General features: G+C 69.4%; 18 protein-coding genes. 14 read left to right on the top strand and 4 right to left on the bottom strand.

The genetic code is table 11. From position 1 onward, the window contains the following. Positions 1-171: 171 nt before the first annotated feature. The 4 genes from HWX58_RS15525 to HWX58_RS09725 are packed head-to-tail and all read left to right on the top strand — an operon-like array spanning position 172 to position 1,645. Complete coding sequence (locus HWX58_RS15525) at positions 172-402, top strand: hypothetical protein (protein ID WP_438268252.1); 231 nt, start codon at positions 172-174, stop codon at positions 400-402. Between the two features lies 1 nt (position 403). Further along, entirely contained in the window at positions 404-805 is a 402-nt protein-coding gene (locus tag HWX58_RS09715; RefSeq protein ID WP_175987405.1) for a TadE/TadG family type IV pilus assembly protein, read from the top strand. Beyond that, the gene (locus tag HWX58_RS09720; RefSeq protein ID WP_250646186.1) at positions 798-1,229 is read left to right on the top strand and encodes a TadE family protein; all 432 of its coding nucleotides are present in this window, start codon (positions 798-800) and stop codon (positions 1,227-1,229) included. Before HWX58_RS09715 ends, HWX58_RS09720 begins: the two co-directional genes overlap by 8 nt. Beyond that, on the top strand, positions 1,226-1,645 hold the full coding sequence (locus HWX58_RS09725; protein ID WP_175987407.1) for a pilus assembly protein TadG-related protein: 420 nt from the start codon (positions 1,226-1,228) through the stop codon (positions 1,643-1,645). Before HWX58_RS09720 ends, HWX58_RS09725 begins: the two co-directional genes overlap by 4 nt. Positions 1,646-1,666: 21 nt before the next feature. On the opposite strand, the gene HWX58_RS09730 is transcribed toward HWX58_RS09725, so the two are convergent. Together HWX58_RS09730 and HWX58_RS09735 are read right to left on the bottom strand one after the other, a co-directional pair. After that, complete coding sequence (locus tag HWX58_RS09730; RefSeq protein ID WP_175987546.1) at positions 1,667-2,890, bottom strand: MFS transporter; 1,224 nt, start codon at positions 2,888-2,890, stop codon at positions 1,667-1,669. A 64-nt stretch (positions 2,891-2,954) separates the two neighbouring features. Further along, positions 2,955-3,749, bottom strand: a complete 795-nt coding sequence (locus HWX58_RS09735) for an endo alpha-1,4 polygalactosaminidase (protein WP_175987409.1) — start codon at positions 3,747-3,749, stop codon at positions 2,955-2,957. Positions 3,750-3,794: 45 nt separating this feature from the next. Between HWX58_RS09735 and prfB the strand changes: the two genes are divergently transcribed. From prfB to smpB, 4 genes are all read left to right on the top strand, one after another. Continuing rightward, the gene (gene prfB / locus HWX58_RS09740) at positions 3,795-4,907 is read left to right on the top strand and encodes a peptide chain release factor 2 (RefSeq protein ID WP_175987411.1); all 1,113 of its coding nucleotides are present in this window, start codon (positions 3,795-3,797) and stop codon (positions 4,905-4,907) included. Positions 4,908-4,976: 69 nt separating this feature from the next. After that, positions 4,977-5,951 carry a cell division ATP-binding protein FtsE gene (ftsE, locus tag HWX58_RS09745; protein ID WP_175987413.1) on the top strand — a complete coding sequence of 325 codons (975 nt, stop codon included), beginning with the start codon at positions 4,977-4,979 and terminating at the stop codon, positions 5,949-5,951. Beyond that, complete coding sequence (gene ftsX, locus HWX58_RS09750) at positions 5,948-6,865, top strand: permease-like cell division protein FtsX (protein WP_175987414.1); 918 nt, start codon at positions 5,948-5,950, stop codon at positions 6,863-6,865. Before ftsE ends, ftsX begins: the two co-directional genes overlap by 4 nt. Before the next feature lie 59 nt (positions 6,866-6,924). Then, positions 6,925-7,401: an SsrA-binding protein SmpB gene (gene smpB / locus HWX58_RS09755; protein ID WP_175987416.1), complete on the top strand. Its 477-nt coding sequence runs from the start codon at positions 6,925-6,927 to the stop codon at positions 7,399-7,401. Between the two features lies 1 nt (position 7,402). On the opposite strand, the gene HWX58_RS09760 is transcribed toward smpB, so the two are convergent. Next, a complete protein-coding gene (locus HWX58_RS09760; RefSeq protein ID WP_175987418.1) occupies positions 7,403-9,274 on the bottom strand; it encodes an alpha/beta hydrolase family protein in 1,872 nt (623 codons plus the stop codon). 115 nt (positions 9,275-9,389) lie between these two features. Further along, entirely contained in the window at positions 9,390-10,076 is a 687-nt protein-coding gene (lexA, locus tag HWX58_RS09765; RefSeq protein ID WP_175987420.1) for a transcriptional repressor LexA, read from the bottom strand. Between the two features lie 260 nt (positions 10,077-10,336). Between lexA and HWX58_RS09770 the strand changes: the two genes are divergently transcribed. The 6 genes from HWX58_RS09770 to HWX58_RS09795 all read left to right on the top strand — a co-directional run bounded on the left by HWX58_RS09770 (position 10,337) and on the right by HWX58_RS09795 (position 14,641). Next, positions 10,337-10,699 (top strand): LysM peptidoglycan-binding domain-containing protein, encoded by a 363-nt coding sequence (locus tag HWX58_RS09770; protein WP_175987422.1) that lies wholly within the window; start codon positions 10,337-10,339, stop codon positions 10,697-10,699. Positions 10,700-10,712: 13 nt separating this feature from the next. Then, complete coding sequence (locus HWX58_RS09775; protein WP_175987424.1) at positions 10,713-11,807, top strand: histidinol-phosphate transaminase; 1,095 nt, start codon at positions 10,713-10,715, stop codon at positions 11,805-11,807. After that, on the top strand, positions 11,804-12,409 hold the full coding sequence (hisB, locus tag HWX58_RS09780; protein ID WP_175987426.1) for an imidazoleglycerol-phosphate dehydratase HisB: 606 nt from the start codon (positions 11,804-11,806) through the stop codon (positions 12,407-12,409). Before HWX58_RS09775 ends, hisB begins: the two co-directional genes overlap by 4 nt. After that, on the top strand, positions 12,406-13,038 hold the full coding sequence (gene hisH, locus HWX58_RS09785) for an imidazole glycerol phosphate synthase subunit HisH (protein WP_175987428.1): 633 nt from the start codon (positions 12,406-12,408) through the stop codon (positions 13,036-13,038). The genes hisB and hisH overlap by 4 nt, the downstream gene beginning before the upstream one ends. 84 nt (positions 13,039-13,122) lie before the next feature. Further along, on the top strand, positions 13,123-13,869 hold the full coding sequence (priA, locus tag HWX58_RS09790) for a bifunctional 1-(5-phosphoribosyl)-5-((5-phosphoribosylamino)methylideneamino)imidazole-4-carboxamide isomerase/phosphoribosylanthranilate isomerase PriA (RefSeq protein ID WP_175987430.1): 747 nt from the start codon (positions 13,123-13,125) through the stop codon (positions 13,867-13,869). Continuing rightward, complete coding sequence (locus HWX58_RS09795; protein WP_175987432.1) at positions 13,853-14,641, top strand: SseB family protein; 789 nt, start codon at positions 13,853-13,855, stop codon at positions 14,639-14,641. The genes priA and HWX58_RS09795 overlap by 17 nt, the downstream gene beginning before the upstream one ends. Positions 14,642-14,657: the final 16 nt, after the last annotated feature.

Here is a 14,657-nt window from a genome sequence, read left to right on the forward strand (position 1 = left end):
CGACCAGCCCTGCGGTCATCAGCGTCACCAGCACCCAGCCAGGCACGTCTCCGCGGTCGTCCTCCGCGAGATCGCGCGCGTCGACGGTGAGCTGCGCCCACCAGGTTCGTACTCGCTTCATCATTCGTCCTTTCATGGGGTCGGTCGTTCTGGCCGTCAGCCGAGGCCGAGCTGGAGGATGAACATGCCGGGGAACACGGCGAACAGAACGCTGAGCGGGAGGATCAGAAAGACGAGCGGCAGCATCATCAAGATCTCGCGGAGGACGACCGCGGAGACGTGCCTGGCTGGGTGCTGGTGACGCTGATGACCGCAGGGCTGGTCGTGCTGATCTGGGCAGTCGCCGGTCCTGCGCTGACCGGACTGTTCGAGCAGGCGATCTCGCGGGTCTCCGGGCTCTGAGATGCTGCGGTGGGCGGATGCGGGCGAGGATCGCGGGTCGAGTCCCGTCGACTTCGTGCTCGTCGGCGCCCTGCTGACCGCTCTCACGCTCGCCGTGCTCCAGCTCGGGTTCGCCGTATACGTGCGCAACGTCGTCCACGACGCCGCGGTGGAGGGCGCCCACTACGCGGCCCTCGCCGACACCACGCTCGACGACGGAGCCGAGCGCACCCGGCTGGCGATCTCCCGTGCCGTGGGCGATGCCTTCACCGGCGACATCGTCGTGTCGCAGAGCGACCGGCTCGGGCATCCCACCGCCGTCGTCACCGTCCGCACGACGCTGCCGATCATCGGTCTGATCGGCGTCCCGTATGCGTTGGAGGTGGATGCCGATGCGCCGATGGAGTCGCTGGGGGATGAATGACGAGGGGTCGGCGGCGCTCGAGTTCATCACGGTCGGGGTGATCCTCCTCGTCCCGCTCGCCTACCTCATCATCACGCTCGGCACCGTGCAGCAGGCGATGCTGGGCGCTGAGGCGGCCGCGCGGCACACGGCGCGTGTGATCGGCCAGGCCGAGAACGCGACGGATGCCGCCGACCGGGGCGATGCCGTGCTCGCCAGCGTCATCGACGAATACGACCTGAACGCCGCCGACGTCGACGTGTCGGTGACCTGCACACCGGCCGGAGCGGAATGCCCGCGCTCGGGGGCGACGGTCGTCGTCACCGTCAGCACCCGCGTCTCGCTGCCGTTCGTACCCGAGATCTTCGGGCTCGACCGCGCGACGCAGATCCCGCTCGAGGCCGCGGCGACGCAGAAGGTCTCGCGCCTGTGGGGCGAGCGATGACGGCCCGTGAGCGGCAGGACGACGACGGCAGCATCCTCCCGCTGCTCCTCGGCTACGTCGTGCTCGCGCTCGCCGTGGTCTTCGTCTGCACCTGCGCCACCGATCTCTACATCGCGCAGAAGCGACTGGATTCGCTTGCGGATGCCGCAGCGCTCGCGGGCGCCGACGGTTTCACGCTCGTCGTCGAGGGCGAGAGCGTCCGAGCCGAGCTCACGGACGACGGCGTGCATGAGCAGGCCGCGGCGGTCGTGGGAGCGATGTCCTCCGGCGCGCAACTGGTGTCGGCATCCGCGCCGGACGGCGTCTCGGCCCGCGTGACCGTCGCGGCCGCCTGGCATCCGCCGCTGGTGTCGGCCTTCGTTCCGGACGGCGTGCCGCTCGAGGCGACCGCGACGAGTCGCACCGCTCTGCGTTAGTCGGGCGCCCCTGGCGGGGAGTCAGGCGGGCGGGCCCTGGCGGGGACTGAACCGCGGGATCCAGCGGATGAACCCGAGCGCGCCGAGGAGCCCGACGGCCCCCATCAGGGCCGCTGCCACCGACAGCGACGCGATCGCGGTCACCCCCGACACGATCAGCGGCGCTGCGGCGCCTCCGGCATCGGTCAGCGTGCGCCACGATCCGAGGAACGGAGCAGGGTCCTGCCTCGGGGCGACATCCGCACCGAGGGTGAGCAGGATCCCGCTGGAGAGCCCGTTGCCGACGCCGAGCACGGCGGCCAGCATCCCGAACCACAGCACCGCGGCCTCGCCGTCGTGCGTGAGCGACAGCACGAGGAACCCGGCGCCCATCAGCACCATGGCGGGCATCGCCGCCCAGAGCCTGCCGAACCGGTCCATCACCTGGCCGCTGGCGTAGAACAGGGCGAAGTCGATCGCCCCGGACACGCCGACGACCAGCGCGATCGTCTGGGCGTCGAGCCCGAGCGACACGCCCCACAGCGGAAGCACGACCTGGCGTGCCGAGCGCACCGTCGACAGCGACGCCGCGGCGAGTCCCAGTCGCCCCAGCACACCGCGGAAGCGCCACATCGTGCGGAAGATCCCGACCCGCTCGACTGTCGGGATGGAGCCGCTCACCGCCTCGCCGGAGTCCTCGACGAGAGGGGAGGAGCTCGGCAGGGGAGCGTGGGTCTTCTCCGGGTCGGGCCCGAACAGCACGAGCACGACCATCACGACCAGGCACGCCATGAAGAACCAGATCGCGGCCTGCTCCGTGCCGAACAGCTGCAGAAGACCGGCCGTCACGAACGGGCCGACGAAGACTCCGAGGCGGAAGCTCCCGCCGAGGAGCGAGAGGGCACGCGCACGGAACGCCAGCGGAACACGTGTCGTCATGAACGCGTGCCTGGCCAGGCCGAAGGCGGCGGCGCAGAACCCCAGCAGGAAGACGGATGCCGCGAAGACCGCGATGACCGGCGCGAACGCCATTCCGGCGACAGCGATCATCGAGATGACGCCGGCGACCACCATCGTGAAGCGCTCGCCGATGCGGGCGACGGCCCACCCGGCGGGAAGGTTGCCGCACAACTGCCCGACGACGAGGGCGGATGCGACAAGGGCGGCGGCAGCGACATCGGCTCCCATGTTCGCCGCGATCACGGGGATCAGCGGGAGAACGGCGCCCTCGCCCATCGAGAAGAGGATGGTGGGCAGATACACCATCGGCCCGAACTGCCTCAGGACGGTGGATGCACTGCTCACCCCGCCACGCTACTCCCGCCCGCGGTCAGCACGTTCCGCGCACGTACGCGCTGTCGCCGGGGCGCGTCAGATCGCGGTCGCGGACGATCGCGGACCGCGGCGTGCCGGGCCGCGCGCACAGCACCTCGAACGACTCCGGCAGGTTGTCGGTGTACTCGATGTCGAGCACCGTGGCATAGACCTCGGTGTACGCCGTGCACTCCCCGTACGCCGCGCACTCCTCGGCGATCGCGAAGTCGAAACCGGCATCGTCGCGGAGGGCGACGGCATGCTCGGCTGCATTCTTCTGCGCCGCCGCGAGACCGGAGGCGTGCGCGGTGTCGACGAGTTCCTTCGCGACCGCGACGGCATCCTCCTGGCTCAGCGCACCGTTCGAACGGGTGAACGAGTCGAGGTTGTCGAACTCCACCGCGTCGAAGCCGTCGGCGGCGCAACCGCGGACCCATCCGCCGATGCGGTCGACGACGACGGCGGCGCCCTCGGGGTCGGCGATGTCGAGCAGCACTTCATCGGGCCAGTCCGGATCGACGACGCGGACCCCGGAATCGTCCGTCAGCAGCGCCGTCTCCGGCCACGCGTCCTCATCGCCCGGCTGCGTCTGGAACGCGTTCACGTAGCAGACCGAGTACAGATCGGGATGCGGCGATGCGGTGCGGTCGCGGACGACGATCTCGACCCCGGCGGCCGGCTCGTACGCGCCGCCGAGCTGATAGTCGAACGCGGCATCCGGTGGCGGAGGGACAGGTTCCGCTGCACCGTTCGCGCATCCCGTGAGCAGGACGGCGAGGATCGCCGGCACCGGCCATGTTCGACTGCGCACACCTCAGGCTATCCGCCCGGCTCCGGCACGGTAGGCTGAAGCGTCATGCTCGAACTCGATCTCTCCGCCGAAATCCAGGCGCTCAGGCACACATACGGCGACATCAGCGAGGTCGTCGACATCACCAGGCTCCAGGCCGACATCGCGCGGCTCAGCGAGGAGGCCGGCGCCCCGGACCTCTGGGACGACCCCGAGAAGGCCCAGAAGGTCACCAGCGCGCTCAGCCACAAGCAGGCCGACCTCAAGCGGGTGAGCGAGATCGGGCAGCGTCTCGACGACCTCGAGGTGCTCGTGGACCTCGCCAACGAGATGGAGGACGAAGACTCCGCCGCCGAGGCGCGTGCCGAGCTCGCCGCGCTCACCGACGTCATGAACCAGCTCGAGGTGCAGACGCTGCTGGACGGCGAGTACGACGAGCGCAGCGCCATCGTCACCATCCGCTCCGGCGCCGGCGGCGACGACGCCACCGACTTCGCCGAGATGCTCATGCGCATGTACCTGCGCTGGGCGGAGAAGCACGGCTACCCCGTGAAGGTCATGGACACCTCCTACGCCGAGGGCGCGGGCATCAAGTCGACGACGTTCGAGGTCGAGGCCCCGTACGCGTTCGGCACTCTCTCGGTCGAAGCGGGCACGCACCGCCTGGCCCGCATCAGCCCGTTCGGCTCCGCCGACAAGCGCCAGACCAGCTTCGCCGCGGTCGAGGTCATCCCGCTGATGGAAGAGGCGACCGAGGTCGACATCCCCGAGAACGACATCCGGGTCGACGTCTTCCGCTCCTCAGGCCCCGGCGGCCAGTCGGTCAACACGACGGACTCCGCCGTGCGCATCACCCACCTGCCGACCGGCATCGTCGTGTCGATGCAGAACGAGAAGTCGCAGATCCAGAACCGCGCCGCCGCCATGCGCGTGCTCCAGACCCGCCTCCTGCTGCTGCAGAAGGAGGAGGAGGCCGCGAAGAAGAAGGAGCTCGCCGGAAACATCACGGCGAGCTGGGGCGACCAGATGCGCTCGTACTTCCTCTACGGCCAGCAGCTCGTGAAGGACCTGCGCACCGGACACGAGTCCGGCAACCCGGCCGCGGTCTTCGACGGCGACCTGGACGACTTCATCTCGGCCGGCATCCGCTGGCGCAAGCGTCCCGACGACGACGACTGATCCGGCGCACCCGTGTGACCGGGTGTCGCTCGCGGTCACACGTGAACCCGCGCTTAGGCTCGTAGGGCCATGATTCGGTTCGAGAACGTCACCAAGCGCTACCGCGGTACGAAGAGACCGGCCCTCGCCGGGGTCGACTTCGAAGTCGAGCGGGGCGAGTTCGTCTTCCTCGTCGGAGCATCCGGGTCGGGCAAGTCGTCCTGTCTCCGCCTGATCCTCCGCGAGGACGTCCCCACCACCGGCCGCGTCGCCGTCCTCGGCCGCGACCTGCGCAGCCTCGCCAACCGGAAGGTCCCGTACTTCCGCCGTCACATCGGCTCGGTCTTCCAGGACTTCAGACTCCTGTCGACCAAGACCGTCTTCCAGAACGTCGCCTTCACCCTGCAGGTCACCGGTTCCTCGCGCGGATTCGTGCAGCAGGCGGTTCCCGAGGCCCTGGCTCTGGTGGGGCTGGACGGCAAGGAGAAGCGAATGCCGCACGAGCTCTCCGGCGGCGAGCAGCAGCGCGTCGCGATCGCGCGCGCGCTGGTGAACCGTCCGCAGGTGCTCCTCGCCGATGAGCCGACGGGCAACCTCGACCCTGCGACGTCGGTCGACATCATGCAGCTGCTGGCCCGCATCAACGCCGGCGGAACCACCGTGCTCATGGCCACGCACGAGGCCGCGTTCGTCGACCAGATGCAGCGCCGCGTGATCGAGCTGCGCGACGGCGAGATGGTGCGCGACGAGACGCGCGGCGGCTACGGCGACCGGTCGATGATCCCGCAACTGGTGCCGCAGGAGGAGCGCGGAGCCGCCGCCACCGCCGCCTTCACCGCCGTCCAGGAAGTCCAACGCGAGACCGAGTCCCTCGAGCCCCTCACCGCCGAGATGATCGCCTCCATGAAGGCGGAGCGCGACGCCGCGGCCCCGGAGGCCGCGCCTGCGGTAACCCGGACGCATCCGATCGTGCTGCCCGAGGTCGACGTCGCCGAGCTCGGCGTCGCCGACCGGCTCGGCCTGTCCGCCGCGGACGATGACGACGAAGTGGGGCCGACCTCGTGAGAGTGGGACTGATCCTGATGGAGGCCCTCGGGGGCCTTCGTCGCAACATCTCGATGGTGATCTCCGTCGTGCTCGTCACGTTCGTGTCGCTGACGTTCGTGGGAGCTGCGATCCTCATGCAGGGCCAGATCAGCACGATGCGCGACTACTGGACCGAGCGCGCCCAGGTCGCCGTCTACATGTGCTCCTCCGTGTCGGACACGCAGGAGACCTGCATCGACGGCGAGGCGACGCAGGACCAGATCGAGCAGGTGCGCGCCGAGCTGGAGGGCCCGGCGCTGAACGCGCTGATCTCCGAGGTGCGCTTCGAGACGAAGGCCGAGGCCTACGCGAAGCTCGTCGATCAGCTCGGCGACGAGCAGGCCAGCGTCCTCACCGAGGACCAGATGTTCGACAGCTTCTGGATCACCCTGAAGGATCCGAGTCAGTCGCAGGTCATCGTCGAGGCCTTCAGCGGTGTGAACGGCGTCGAGGAGGTGCTGGATCAGCTGCAGTACCTCGATCCGCTGTTCTCCGCCCTGACGGTGGCGACCTACATCGCCGTCGGCATCGCCGTGCTCATGCTCATCGCCGCCGTGCTGCTCATCGCCACGACCATCCGCCTGTCGGCCTACGCCAGACGCAAGGAGATCGGGATCATGCGCCTGGTCGGCGCATCCAACCGGTTCATCCAGACGCCGTTCGTGCTCGAAGGCGTGTTCGCCGCCTTCCTCGGGTCGGCGCTTGCGAGCGCTGCCGTGATCGCCGGAATGCACTTCGGCGTCGAGGGATACCTCAAGGGCCGCGTGCCGTTCATCACGACCTGGGTGAGCATGCAGGACGCCCTCGTGGTCGTCCCGATCCTCATCGTGATCGGCGTCGTGCTCGCCGCGCTGTCCGCCGGGTTCGCGATCCGTCGCTGGCTGCGCACCTGACGTCCTCGCTGTTGTAGGGTTGAAGGCTGGCCGTACGACAGGATGCACAGGAGAGAACCATGCCAAGGGAACGCGGGGAGAAGGTCATCGCGACCAATCGCCGTGCCCGTCACGACTACACCATCGAGAAGTCGTACGAGGCAGGGCTGGTGCTCACGGGCACCGAAGTGAAGTCGCTGCGCCAGGGGCGCGCGAACCTGTCCGACGGATACGCGTACATCAAGGGCAACGAGATCTTCCTCGACGCCGTGCACATCCCGGAGTACTCGCAGGGGCACTGGACGAATCATTCGGCCAAGCGCATCCGCAAGCTCCTGATGCACCGCGAGGAGATCCAGAAGCTCGAGCACGCCGTCTCGGCCGGCGGCTACACCCTCGTGCCGTTGAAGCTGTATTTCCTCGACGGCCGCGCGAAGGTCGAGATCGCCCTTGCGAAGGGCAAGCGCGAGTACGACAAGCGCCAGACCCTGCGCGAGCGTCAGGACACCCGCGAGGCCGAGCGCGCCATGCGGCTGCGCAACCGCATGGGGGAGTAGCTCAGTCGGCGAATCCGAACGCCCGGCCCAGGAACGCCAGTTCGCGCTCGAGGGCGTCGACGATCGTCTCCGCGCGCCGGAAGCCGTGGCCCTCGCCGGGGTACAGCACGTACTCGTGCGCGATGCCGCGCGCAGCCAGGGCGTCGCGGATCGCCTCCGACTGCGATGGCGGGACCACCAGGTCGTCCGCGCCCTGCAGCAGCAGCACCGGCACATCGATGCGGTCGGCGTGCGTGAGAGGTGAGCGATCGATGTAGATCTGCTCGCTCTCGGGCAACGGGCCGACGAGCCCGTCGATGTAGTGCCGTTCGAAGTCGTGCGAGTCCTGAGCCAGCATCCGCAGGTCGGTGACCCCGTAGCGGCTGATGCCGGCGGCGAACACGCCGCCGCGGACAAGGGCCGACAGCACCGTCCAGCCTCCTGCCGAGCTGCCGCGGATCGCGATGCGCGAGGGATCGGCGCGTCCGGATTCGGCGAGCCCGCGCGCCGCCGCGAGCACGTCGTCGACGTCGACCACACCCCACTGCCCGTCGAGACGCTCGCGGTAGTCGCGGCCGTAGCCGGTCGATCCGCCGTAGTTCACGTCGAGCACGCCGATGCCGCGACTCGTGTAGAACGCGATGGCGGCGGATGCCGCGCCGGCGACGTGCGCTGTCGGGCCGCCGTGCACGAACACGATGTAGGGCGGCAGCTCGCCGTCGGGTGCGGACACCAGCGGGTTAGCGGGTGCGTAGTCGAACGCGTGCACGGGGCCGTGCGCTCCGTCGATCGTGAGCTGCGTTGCGGGCGGCATCCAGTCGGCGTCCGTCGGGCCCCCGCCGCGGACGCGAGTCACCTCGCCGGAGTCGACGTCCACGCACCACAGGCCGGCGTTCACGGCGGATCCTCCACCCGAGAGCAGCACGCGCGAGCCGGCGACGTCGTCGACGCTGACGTGCGCGGTGGCGGGAACATCGAGCGCGCGCGTGGTGCCGTCGCCGTCGATCACGACGACCTCGTCGGAGCCGTTTGTCCGGACCGCGACGATCCTCCCGTCCGCCAGCGGCTGGTACCAGCGGTTCCCGAGCACCCACAGTCCGTACCCGGTGTCGGCGTCGGCCGGCGCGATCGGCTCTGGATCGGATGCCTGGATGCCATCGAGGCGCAAACGGTGCAGCCCCCAGCGCCCTGACGGGTCGTCGGCGTAGAGCAACTCCGCGTCGCCGACCCACTCGGGCTGCAGCGCCGCACGCGTGCGGATGCTCGCGAACGAATCGTCGCCGACCGTCGTGACACGGAGCCAGGCCGTCTGCCACGGCATCCGTCGCCCCGACCACTCGACCCAGGCGATGCGGGTGGCGTCCGGCGAGAGCGCCGGATGCGCGAAGAACGCCGTCCCCTGGATGTGCACATGCACGGCTGAGCCGTCGTCTGCCGCCGATCCGTCGGTCGGGATCTCGACGATTGCGCGACGGTGCGGCACTGCTGCGAGATCCTCGCGGATCGCCAGCAGGCGGCCGTTGTGCAGTCGCAACCCGCCGTGGTTCGGTCCGCGGCCCGCCGCGCCGGCGGGCGTGAGCGGAGTCGGGTCCCCGCCGCGCGGCATCCGGTGCACCCGTTGATCCTGGCCATCGATGAAGTACAGCGTGCCGTCTGCATCCGCTGTCCAGGCGCCGCCGCCGTACTCGTGCACGCGCGACCGCGCGCTCCACGGGGCAGGCAGCAGCACTTCGCCGCTCGAACTGCGGACCGTGACGCGACCGCCTTCGGCGGGAACCGACTCGCCCCACCAGATCTCATCCCCGACGAATCGCGCGCCGTCGATGCGCGGTGCGGATGCCGCGATGCTCGAGGCGCTGAACGGCGACGGCCAGGTTCCGTACGGCTGAGGCATGACTCGAGCCTATGCGGCACTGCCGACGCCGGCACACGAGAGCCGATAACGCAGAAACCGCCCTCCCGGATGCCGGGGAAGAGCGGTTTCCGCGTTGTCGAAGGATGCCGGGGCGTCAGACCGCGCGGAGCACCGCCACGACCTTGCCGAGCACCACGGCGTCGTCGCCGAGGATCGGCTCGAAGGAGCTGTTGCGGGGGAGCAGCCAGGTGTGGCCGTCGCGCTGGCGGAAGGTCTTGACCGTCGCTTCGCCGTCGAGCATCGCCGCGACGATCTCGCCGTTCTCCGCAGTGTTCTGGGTGCGGACGACGACCCAGTCGCCGTCGCAGATCGCCGCATCGATCATCGACTCGCCTGACACCTTGAGCATGAACAGGTCACCCTTGCCGACGAGCTGACGGGGGAGGGGGAAGATCTCCTCGACCTGCTGCTCGGCCGTGATCGGAACGCCCGCCGCGATCTGCCCGACGAGGGGAACCATCGCCGCGTCCCCCACCGGTGTGACCGAATCGGCCGGATTCTCGCCGCTCGTGCCGGGAAGGTCGATGAGCACCTCCATGGCGCGCGTCTTGCCCGGGTCGCGGCGGAGGTAGCCGCTCAGCTCGAGCTGGCCCAGCTGGTGGGTGACGCTGGAGAGCGACTTCAGACCGACCGCGTCCCCGATCTCGCGCATGCTCGGCGGATAGCCGTGAGTGGCGATCGACGTCTGGATCACTTCGAGGATGGCCATCTGCTTGGCGCTGAGGTTCTTGCGCCGACGGGTGCGAGGAGTCTCGGCTTCGATGGCGGAGGTGTCGCTCATGGTGCTCCTTCGTGCGCGATTCCGGGGGTGCTCTTCGAATGTCGGTGGCCCGTGGTGGGGTGTCGATATCGAAACCGTATCCGAGAAACAACCGGAATCGGAAGATCCGTTCGAGCGTGTCGCCGCAGATCGAGGATCGGTTTCGAAGAAGTCTTGACAGATGTTCGAAATCGAAGATACATTCGGAACGTAGCTTCGCATTCATCGCTCCCGGCCGAGCGGTGAATGCGAACGCTACGCCAGAGGCAGAGGAGAATCCCATGAGCACCATCAGCATCGCAGCCCCGGCAGTCCGCACCGTCCGTCCCTCGACGCGACTGCGACTGACCGTGCGCGGGCGTCGCGTGCTGCTGGGCCTCGCCGCACTCCCGCTCGCAGCAGGCATCGCCTTCGCGGCCCTCGGCGGTGGCGCCGCCGTCGCCTCCGGCGAGTCCGTGCCCACGGCGAGCTTCGAGACGGTCACGGTCATGCCCGGTGACACGCTGTGGTCGATCGCCGAGTCCGTGGCGCCGAACGCCGACCCGCGCTCAGTGATCCACCAGATCGAGAGTCTCAACGCCTTGGGCGCGTCCTCGCTCCAGGTCGGGCAGGAGCTCGCCATCCCGGCCGAGTACGTCGACTGATCCCACCGTTAGCATGGGGAGTGTGACTGCTTCCCTCGGCGATCTGCCCCTCCGCGACGATCTTCGCGGCCTCACACCCTACGGAGCGCCGCAGGCCCCGTTGCCGGTCGCGCTGAACGTGAATGAGAACACGCACCCCGTCCCCGACGAGGTGGCGAGCGACATCCTCGACGACATCGCCGTGGCGCTGCGCGAGGTGAACCGCTATCCCGATCGGGAGTTCACGTCGCTGCGCGAGGCGTTCGCGGACTACCTCGGGCACGGGCTCGAGCCCGGCCAGATCTGGGCCGGCAACGGATCGAACGAGGTCCTGCAGCACATCATGCAGGCCTTCGGAGGCCCTGGCCGAACGGTCTTCGGATTCGCACCCACCTACTCGATGTATCCCTTGATCGCGCAGGGAACCGGCGCGCAGTGGGTCGCGGGGCAGCGCGAAGCCGACTACACGATCACGGCGGAAGAGGCCGCTGCGCAGGTGGAGCAGGCGGACCCCGACATCGTCATGCTGTGCTCGCCGAACAACCCCACCGGCACACCGCTCCGCCTCGACGTCGTCGAAGCGGTCTACGAAGCCGCGCGCGGCATCGTGGTCGTCGACGAGGCCTACCAGGAGTTCGCGCCTCGGGATGCATCGTCGGCGCTCACGCTTCTCGACGGACGCCCACGGCTGGCCGTGTCGCGGACGATGAGCAAGGCGTTCGCCTTCGCCGGTGCGCGGGTCGGGTATCTCGCCGCAGACCCGGCGTTCATCGACGCCCTGCGTCTGGTGAGACTTCCGTACCACCTGAGCGCCCTGACCCAGGCGGCGGCCGTCGCCGCCCTCCGCAACGCGGACACCATGCTCGGTATGGTCGACGAGATCGTGGAGCAACGCGATCGGATCACCGCGACGCTCGAGGCGCTGGGGTATCAGCCTCACGAATCGTGGTCGAACTTCGTGCTTTTCGGCGGCGTGGCAGATCCCCGCGCGACGTTCGAGGCTCTGTATGCCCGCGGCGTTCTCATCCGCGACGTGGGCATCCCGCACCACCTGCGCGTGACAGCGGGGACCGAGGCCGAGACGACGGCGTTCCTCGACGCTCTGGCGTCGATAGACTCGGGCGCATGAGCGCCTCCCGCACCGCGTCGCGTACCCGCAGCACGTCCGAGTCGACCGTCGAGCTCGAGCTGAACCTCGATGGCACAGGGCAGAGCCGCATCGACACGTCAGTGCCGTTCTTCGACCACATGCTGACGGCGTTCGCGAAGCACTCGCTCACAGATCTCACCGTCCGCGCCTCCGGCGACACGCACATCGACGCCCACCACACGGTCGAGGACGTGTCCATCGTCCTCGGTCAGGCGATCCTCGAGGCGCTCGGCGAGAAGTCGGGCATCTCGCGCTACGGAGACGCGCTCGTCCCTCTCGATGAGGCGCTCGCACAGGCGGTCGTCGACATCAGCGGCCGTCCGTACCTCGTGCACACCGGCGAGCCCGATGGTTTCGAGCACCACCTCATCGGCGGCCACTTCACGGGTTCGCTCGTGCGGCACGCGTTCGAGGCGATCTCGGTGGGCGCCGGACTCACCGTGCACGTGCGCGTGCTCGGCGGTCGTGACCCGCACCACATCGCCGAGGCCGAGTTCAAGGCCTTCGCCCGCGCCTTCCGGCAGGCCAAGACGCTCGATCCCCTCGTCGACGGCATCCCCTCCACCAAGGGCGCGCTGTGACGCGCAGCGTCGTCGTCTACGACTACGGCTCCGGCAACGTCCACTCCGCGGTCAAGGCGCTCGCGGCCGCCGGCGCGGATGCCACATTGACGGGCGACCGCACCGCGGCGCTCGAAGCGGACGGGCTGCTCGTCCCCGGCGTCGGCGCATTCGCCGCTGTTCGCGCCACGCTGCGCGAGCAGGGCGGGGACGAGGTCATCGAGCGGCGTCTGGCAGGCGGACGGCCGGTGCTCGGCGTCTGCGTGGGCATGCAGGTGCTGTTCGCGCACGGCGTCGAACGCGGGCAGGACGTCGAAGGTCTGGGTGAGTGGCCGGGTGCGGTCACGGAGCTCAACGCTCCGGTGCTTCCCCACATGGGCTGGAACACCGTGACCCCCGACGAGGGCAGCGTGCTGTTCCGCGGCATCGAGGAGGAGCGGTTCTACTTCGTGCACTCGTACGCCGCGCAGAAGTGGGAACTCGACGTCATTCCGCCGTTTCCGCAGCCGGCGCTCACCTGGACCACGTACGGCGAGCCGTTCCTCGCGGCGGTCGAGAACGGACCTCTGTCGGCCACCCAGTTCCACCCCGAGAAGTCGGGGGAGGCGGGCATCCGCCTGCTGCGGAACTGGGTCGAGAGCCTTCCGTGACGTCGACGTTTTGATCACGGGATCGAGGCGGACTACTCTCGGACATCGTGTCGATGATCGGCACTGCACCCACCCGAGGATGACATGAACGACTTCGCGTCCACCCCCAAGCTCACCCTTCTGCCGGCCGTCGACGTCGCCGGCGGCAAGGCGGTCCGCCTGACACAGGGCGAGGCCGGGTCCGAGACCAGCTACGGCGACCCGCTGGCTGCGGCAGGGGAGTGGGTCGACCAGGGCGCGGAGTGGATCCACCTCGTCGACCTCGACGCGGCCTTCGGACGCGGCAGCAACGCCGCGATCCTCCGCAAGGTCATCAAGCAGCACCGCGACGTGAACGTCGAGCTCTCCGGCGGCATCCGCGACGACGCGAGCCTCGAGGCCGCTCTCGAGAGCGGCGCTGCGCGCATCAACCTCGGCCCCGCCGCTCTGGAGAACCCGGAGTGGGCGGCGGACGTCATCAGCCGCTACGGCGAGGCGGTCGCGGTCGGTCTCGACGTGCGCGGCACGACGCTCGCCGCGCGCGGCTGGACGAAGGAGGGCGGTGACCTCTGGGAGGTGCTCGCCCGCCTCGAGGACGCCGGATGCAGCCGCTACGTCGTCACCGACGTGACCAAGGACGGCACCCTGCGGGGTCCGAACATCGAGCTCCTGCGCGAGATCACCTCGCGCACGCCGAAGCCCGTCGTCGCCTCCGGCGGCATCTCGAGCCTGGACGACATCGCCGCTCTCCGCGAGCTGGTGCCCCTGGGCGTCGAGGGTGCGATCGTGGGCAAGGCCCTGTACGCGGGAGCGTTCACGCTGGCTGAGGCGCTGGATGTCGCCGGCGACTGACGACGCCTGCGACCACGGGCATGCCGCAGACTCCGCAGGCGTCCCGTGGGAGGGTCGCAGCTTCGAAGCGAACCCGCACGCAGCTGACGACGGATCGGCCGATCCGTCGCTGCTCGACGCCCTGCTCCGCTTCCGCGCGGGAGCGGGCGGTCAAGCCGAGGTCGTCGATGCGCTGCGTTCGGCCCGCGTCCTCATCCCGCTGATCGCGGAGAAGGGCGAGGAGGGCACCGCCCCCAGCGGCCTCGCCGTCGACAAGACGCAGGAGCTGTCGATCGTCACGGTCGCCGCCCCGGACGGACGCAAGGTGCAGCCGGTGTTCTCGTCGGTGCAGGCGATGCAGACCTGGGATGCGTCGGCGCGTCCGATCCCGGTCGAGGCCGTGCGCGCGGCGCTGGCCGCATCCGCGGAGGACACCGACCTGATCGTTCTCGACCCCACGTCGGAGACGGAGTTCGTCGTCCGTCGCCCCGCGGTCTGGGCGATCGCGCAAGGGCACGCATGGGAGCCGAGCTTCCTCTCGCCCGAGGTGTTCACGGCGCTGCAGGAGAGCATCGCGCACGAGCTCGCCGTCATCGACGTCGCCGTGGCACCAGGCGACCCGGACGCACGCCTGCGCGGACCCGAGCTCGTCGTGATCCTCGATCTCGTCGACGGGCTCGAGCGCGAGGTGCTCGATGCCGTGCTGGCCCGCCTGGCTCAGCGCTGGGCCGCGGACGACCGCATCGCCGTCCTCGCAGATTCACTCACGGTCAAGCTCCGCCGCGCCGGGTGACCCGCACCCGAGAATT

The organism is Microbacterium tenebrionis (assembly GCF_903645325.1).
Lineage (GTDB): Bacteria > Actinomycetota > Actinomycetes > Actinomycetales > Microbacteriaceae > Microbacterium > Microbacterium tenebrionis.

What these genes read in the sequence shown, in the direction of transcription:
- HWX58_RS09720 (WP_250646186.1), top strand. Translation starts at nt 798, where the DNA reads ATGAATGACGAGGGGTCGGCGGCGCTCGAGTTCATCACGGTCGGGGTG.
- HWX58_RS09770 (WP_175987422.1), top strand. Translation starts at nt 10,337, where the DNA reads ATGAGCACCATCAGCATCGCAGCCCCGGCAGTCCGCACCGTCCGTCCC.
- ftsE (WP_175987413.1), top strand. Translation starts at nt 4,977, where the DNA reads ATGATTCGGTTCGAGAACGTCACCAAGCGCTACCGCGGTACGAAGAGA.
- priA (WP_175987430.1), top strand. Translation starts at nt 13,123, where the DNA reads ATGAACGACTTCGCGTCCACCCCCAAGCTCACCCTTCTGCCGGCCGTC.
- lexA (WP_175987420.1), bottom strand. Translation starts at nt 10,076, where the DNA reads ATGAGCGACACCTCCGCCATCGAAGCCGAGACTCCTCGCACCCGTCGG.
- HWX58_RS09715 (WP_175987405.1), top strand. Translation starts at nt 404, where the DNA reads ATGCTGCGGTGGGCGGATGCGGGCGAGGATCGCGGGTCGAGTCCCGTC.
- HWX58_RS09730 (WP_175987546.1), bottom strand. Translation starts at nt 2,890, where the DNA reads ATGGTGTATCTGCCCACCATCCTCTTCTCGATGGGCGAGGGCGCCGTT.
- HWX58_RS09760 (WP_175987418.1), bottom strand. Translation starts at nt 9,274, where the DNA reads ATGCCTCAGCCGTACGGAACCTGGCCGTCGCCGTTCAGCGCCTCGAGC.
- HWX58_RS09725 (WP_175987407.1), top strand. Translation starts at nt 1,226, where the DNA reads ATGACGGCCCGTGAGCGGCAGGACGACGACGGCAGCATCCTCCCGCTG.
- prfB (WP_175987411.1), top strand. Translation starts at nt 3,795, where the DNA reads ATGCTCGAACTCGATCTCTCCGCCGAAATCCAGGCGCTCAGGCACACA.
- hisB (WP_175987426.1), top strand. Translation starts at nt 11,804, where the DNA reads ATGAGCGCCTCCCGCACCGCGTCGCGTACCCGCAGCACGTCCGAGTCG.
- HWX58_RS09775 (WP_175987424.1), top strand. Translation starts at nt 10,713, where the DNA reads ATGGGGAGTGTGACTGCTTCCCTCGGCGATCTGCCCCTCCGCGACGAT.
- smpB (WP_175987416.1), top strand. Translation starts at nt 6,925, where the DNA reads ATGCCAAGGGAACGCGGGGAGAAGGTCATCGCGACCAATCGCCGTGCC.
- HWX58_RS09795 (WP_175987432.1), top strand. Translation starts at nt 13,853, where the DNA reads ATGTCGCCGGCGACTGACGACGCCTGCGACCACGGGCATGCCGCAGAC.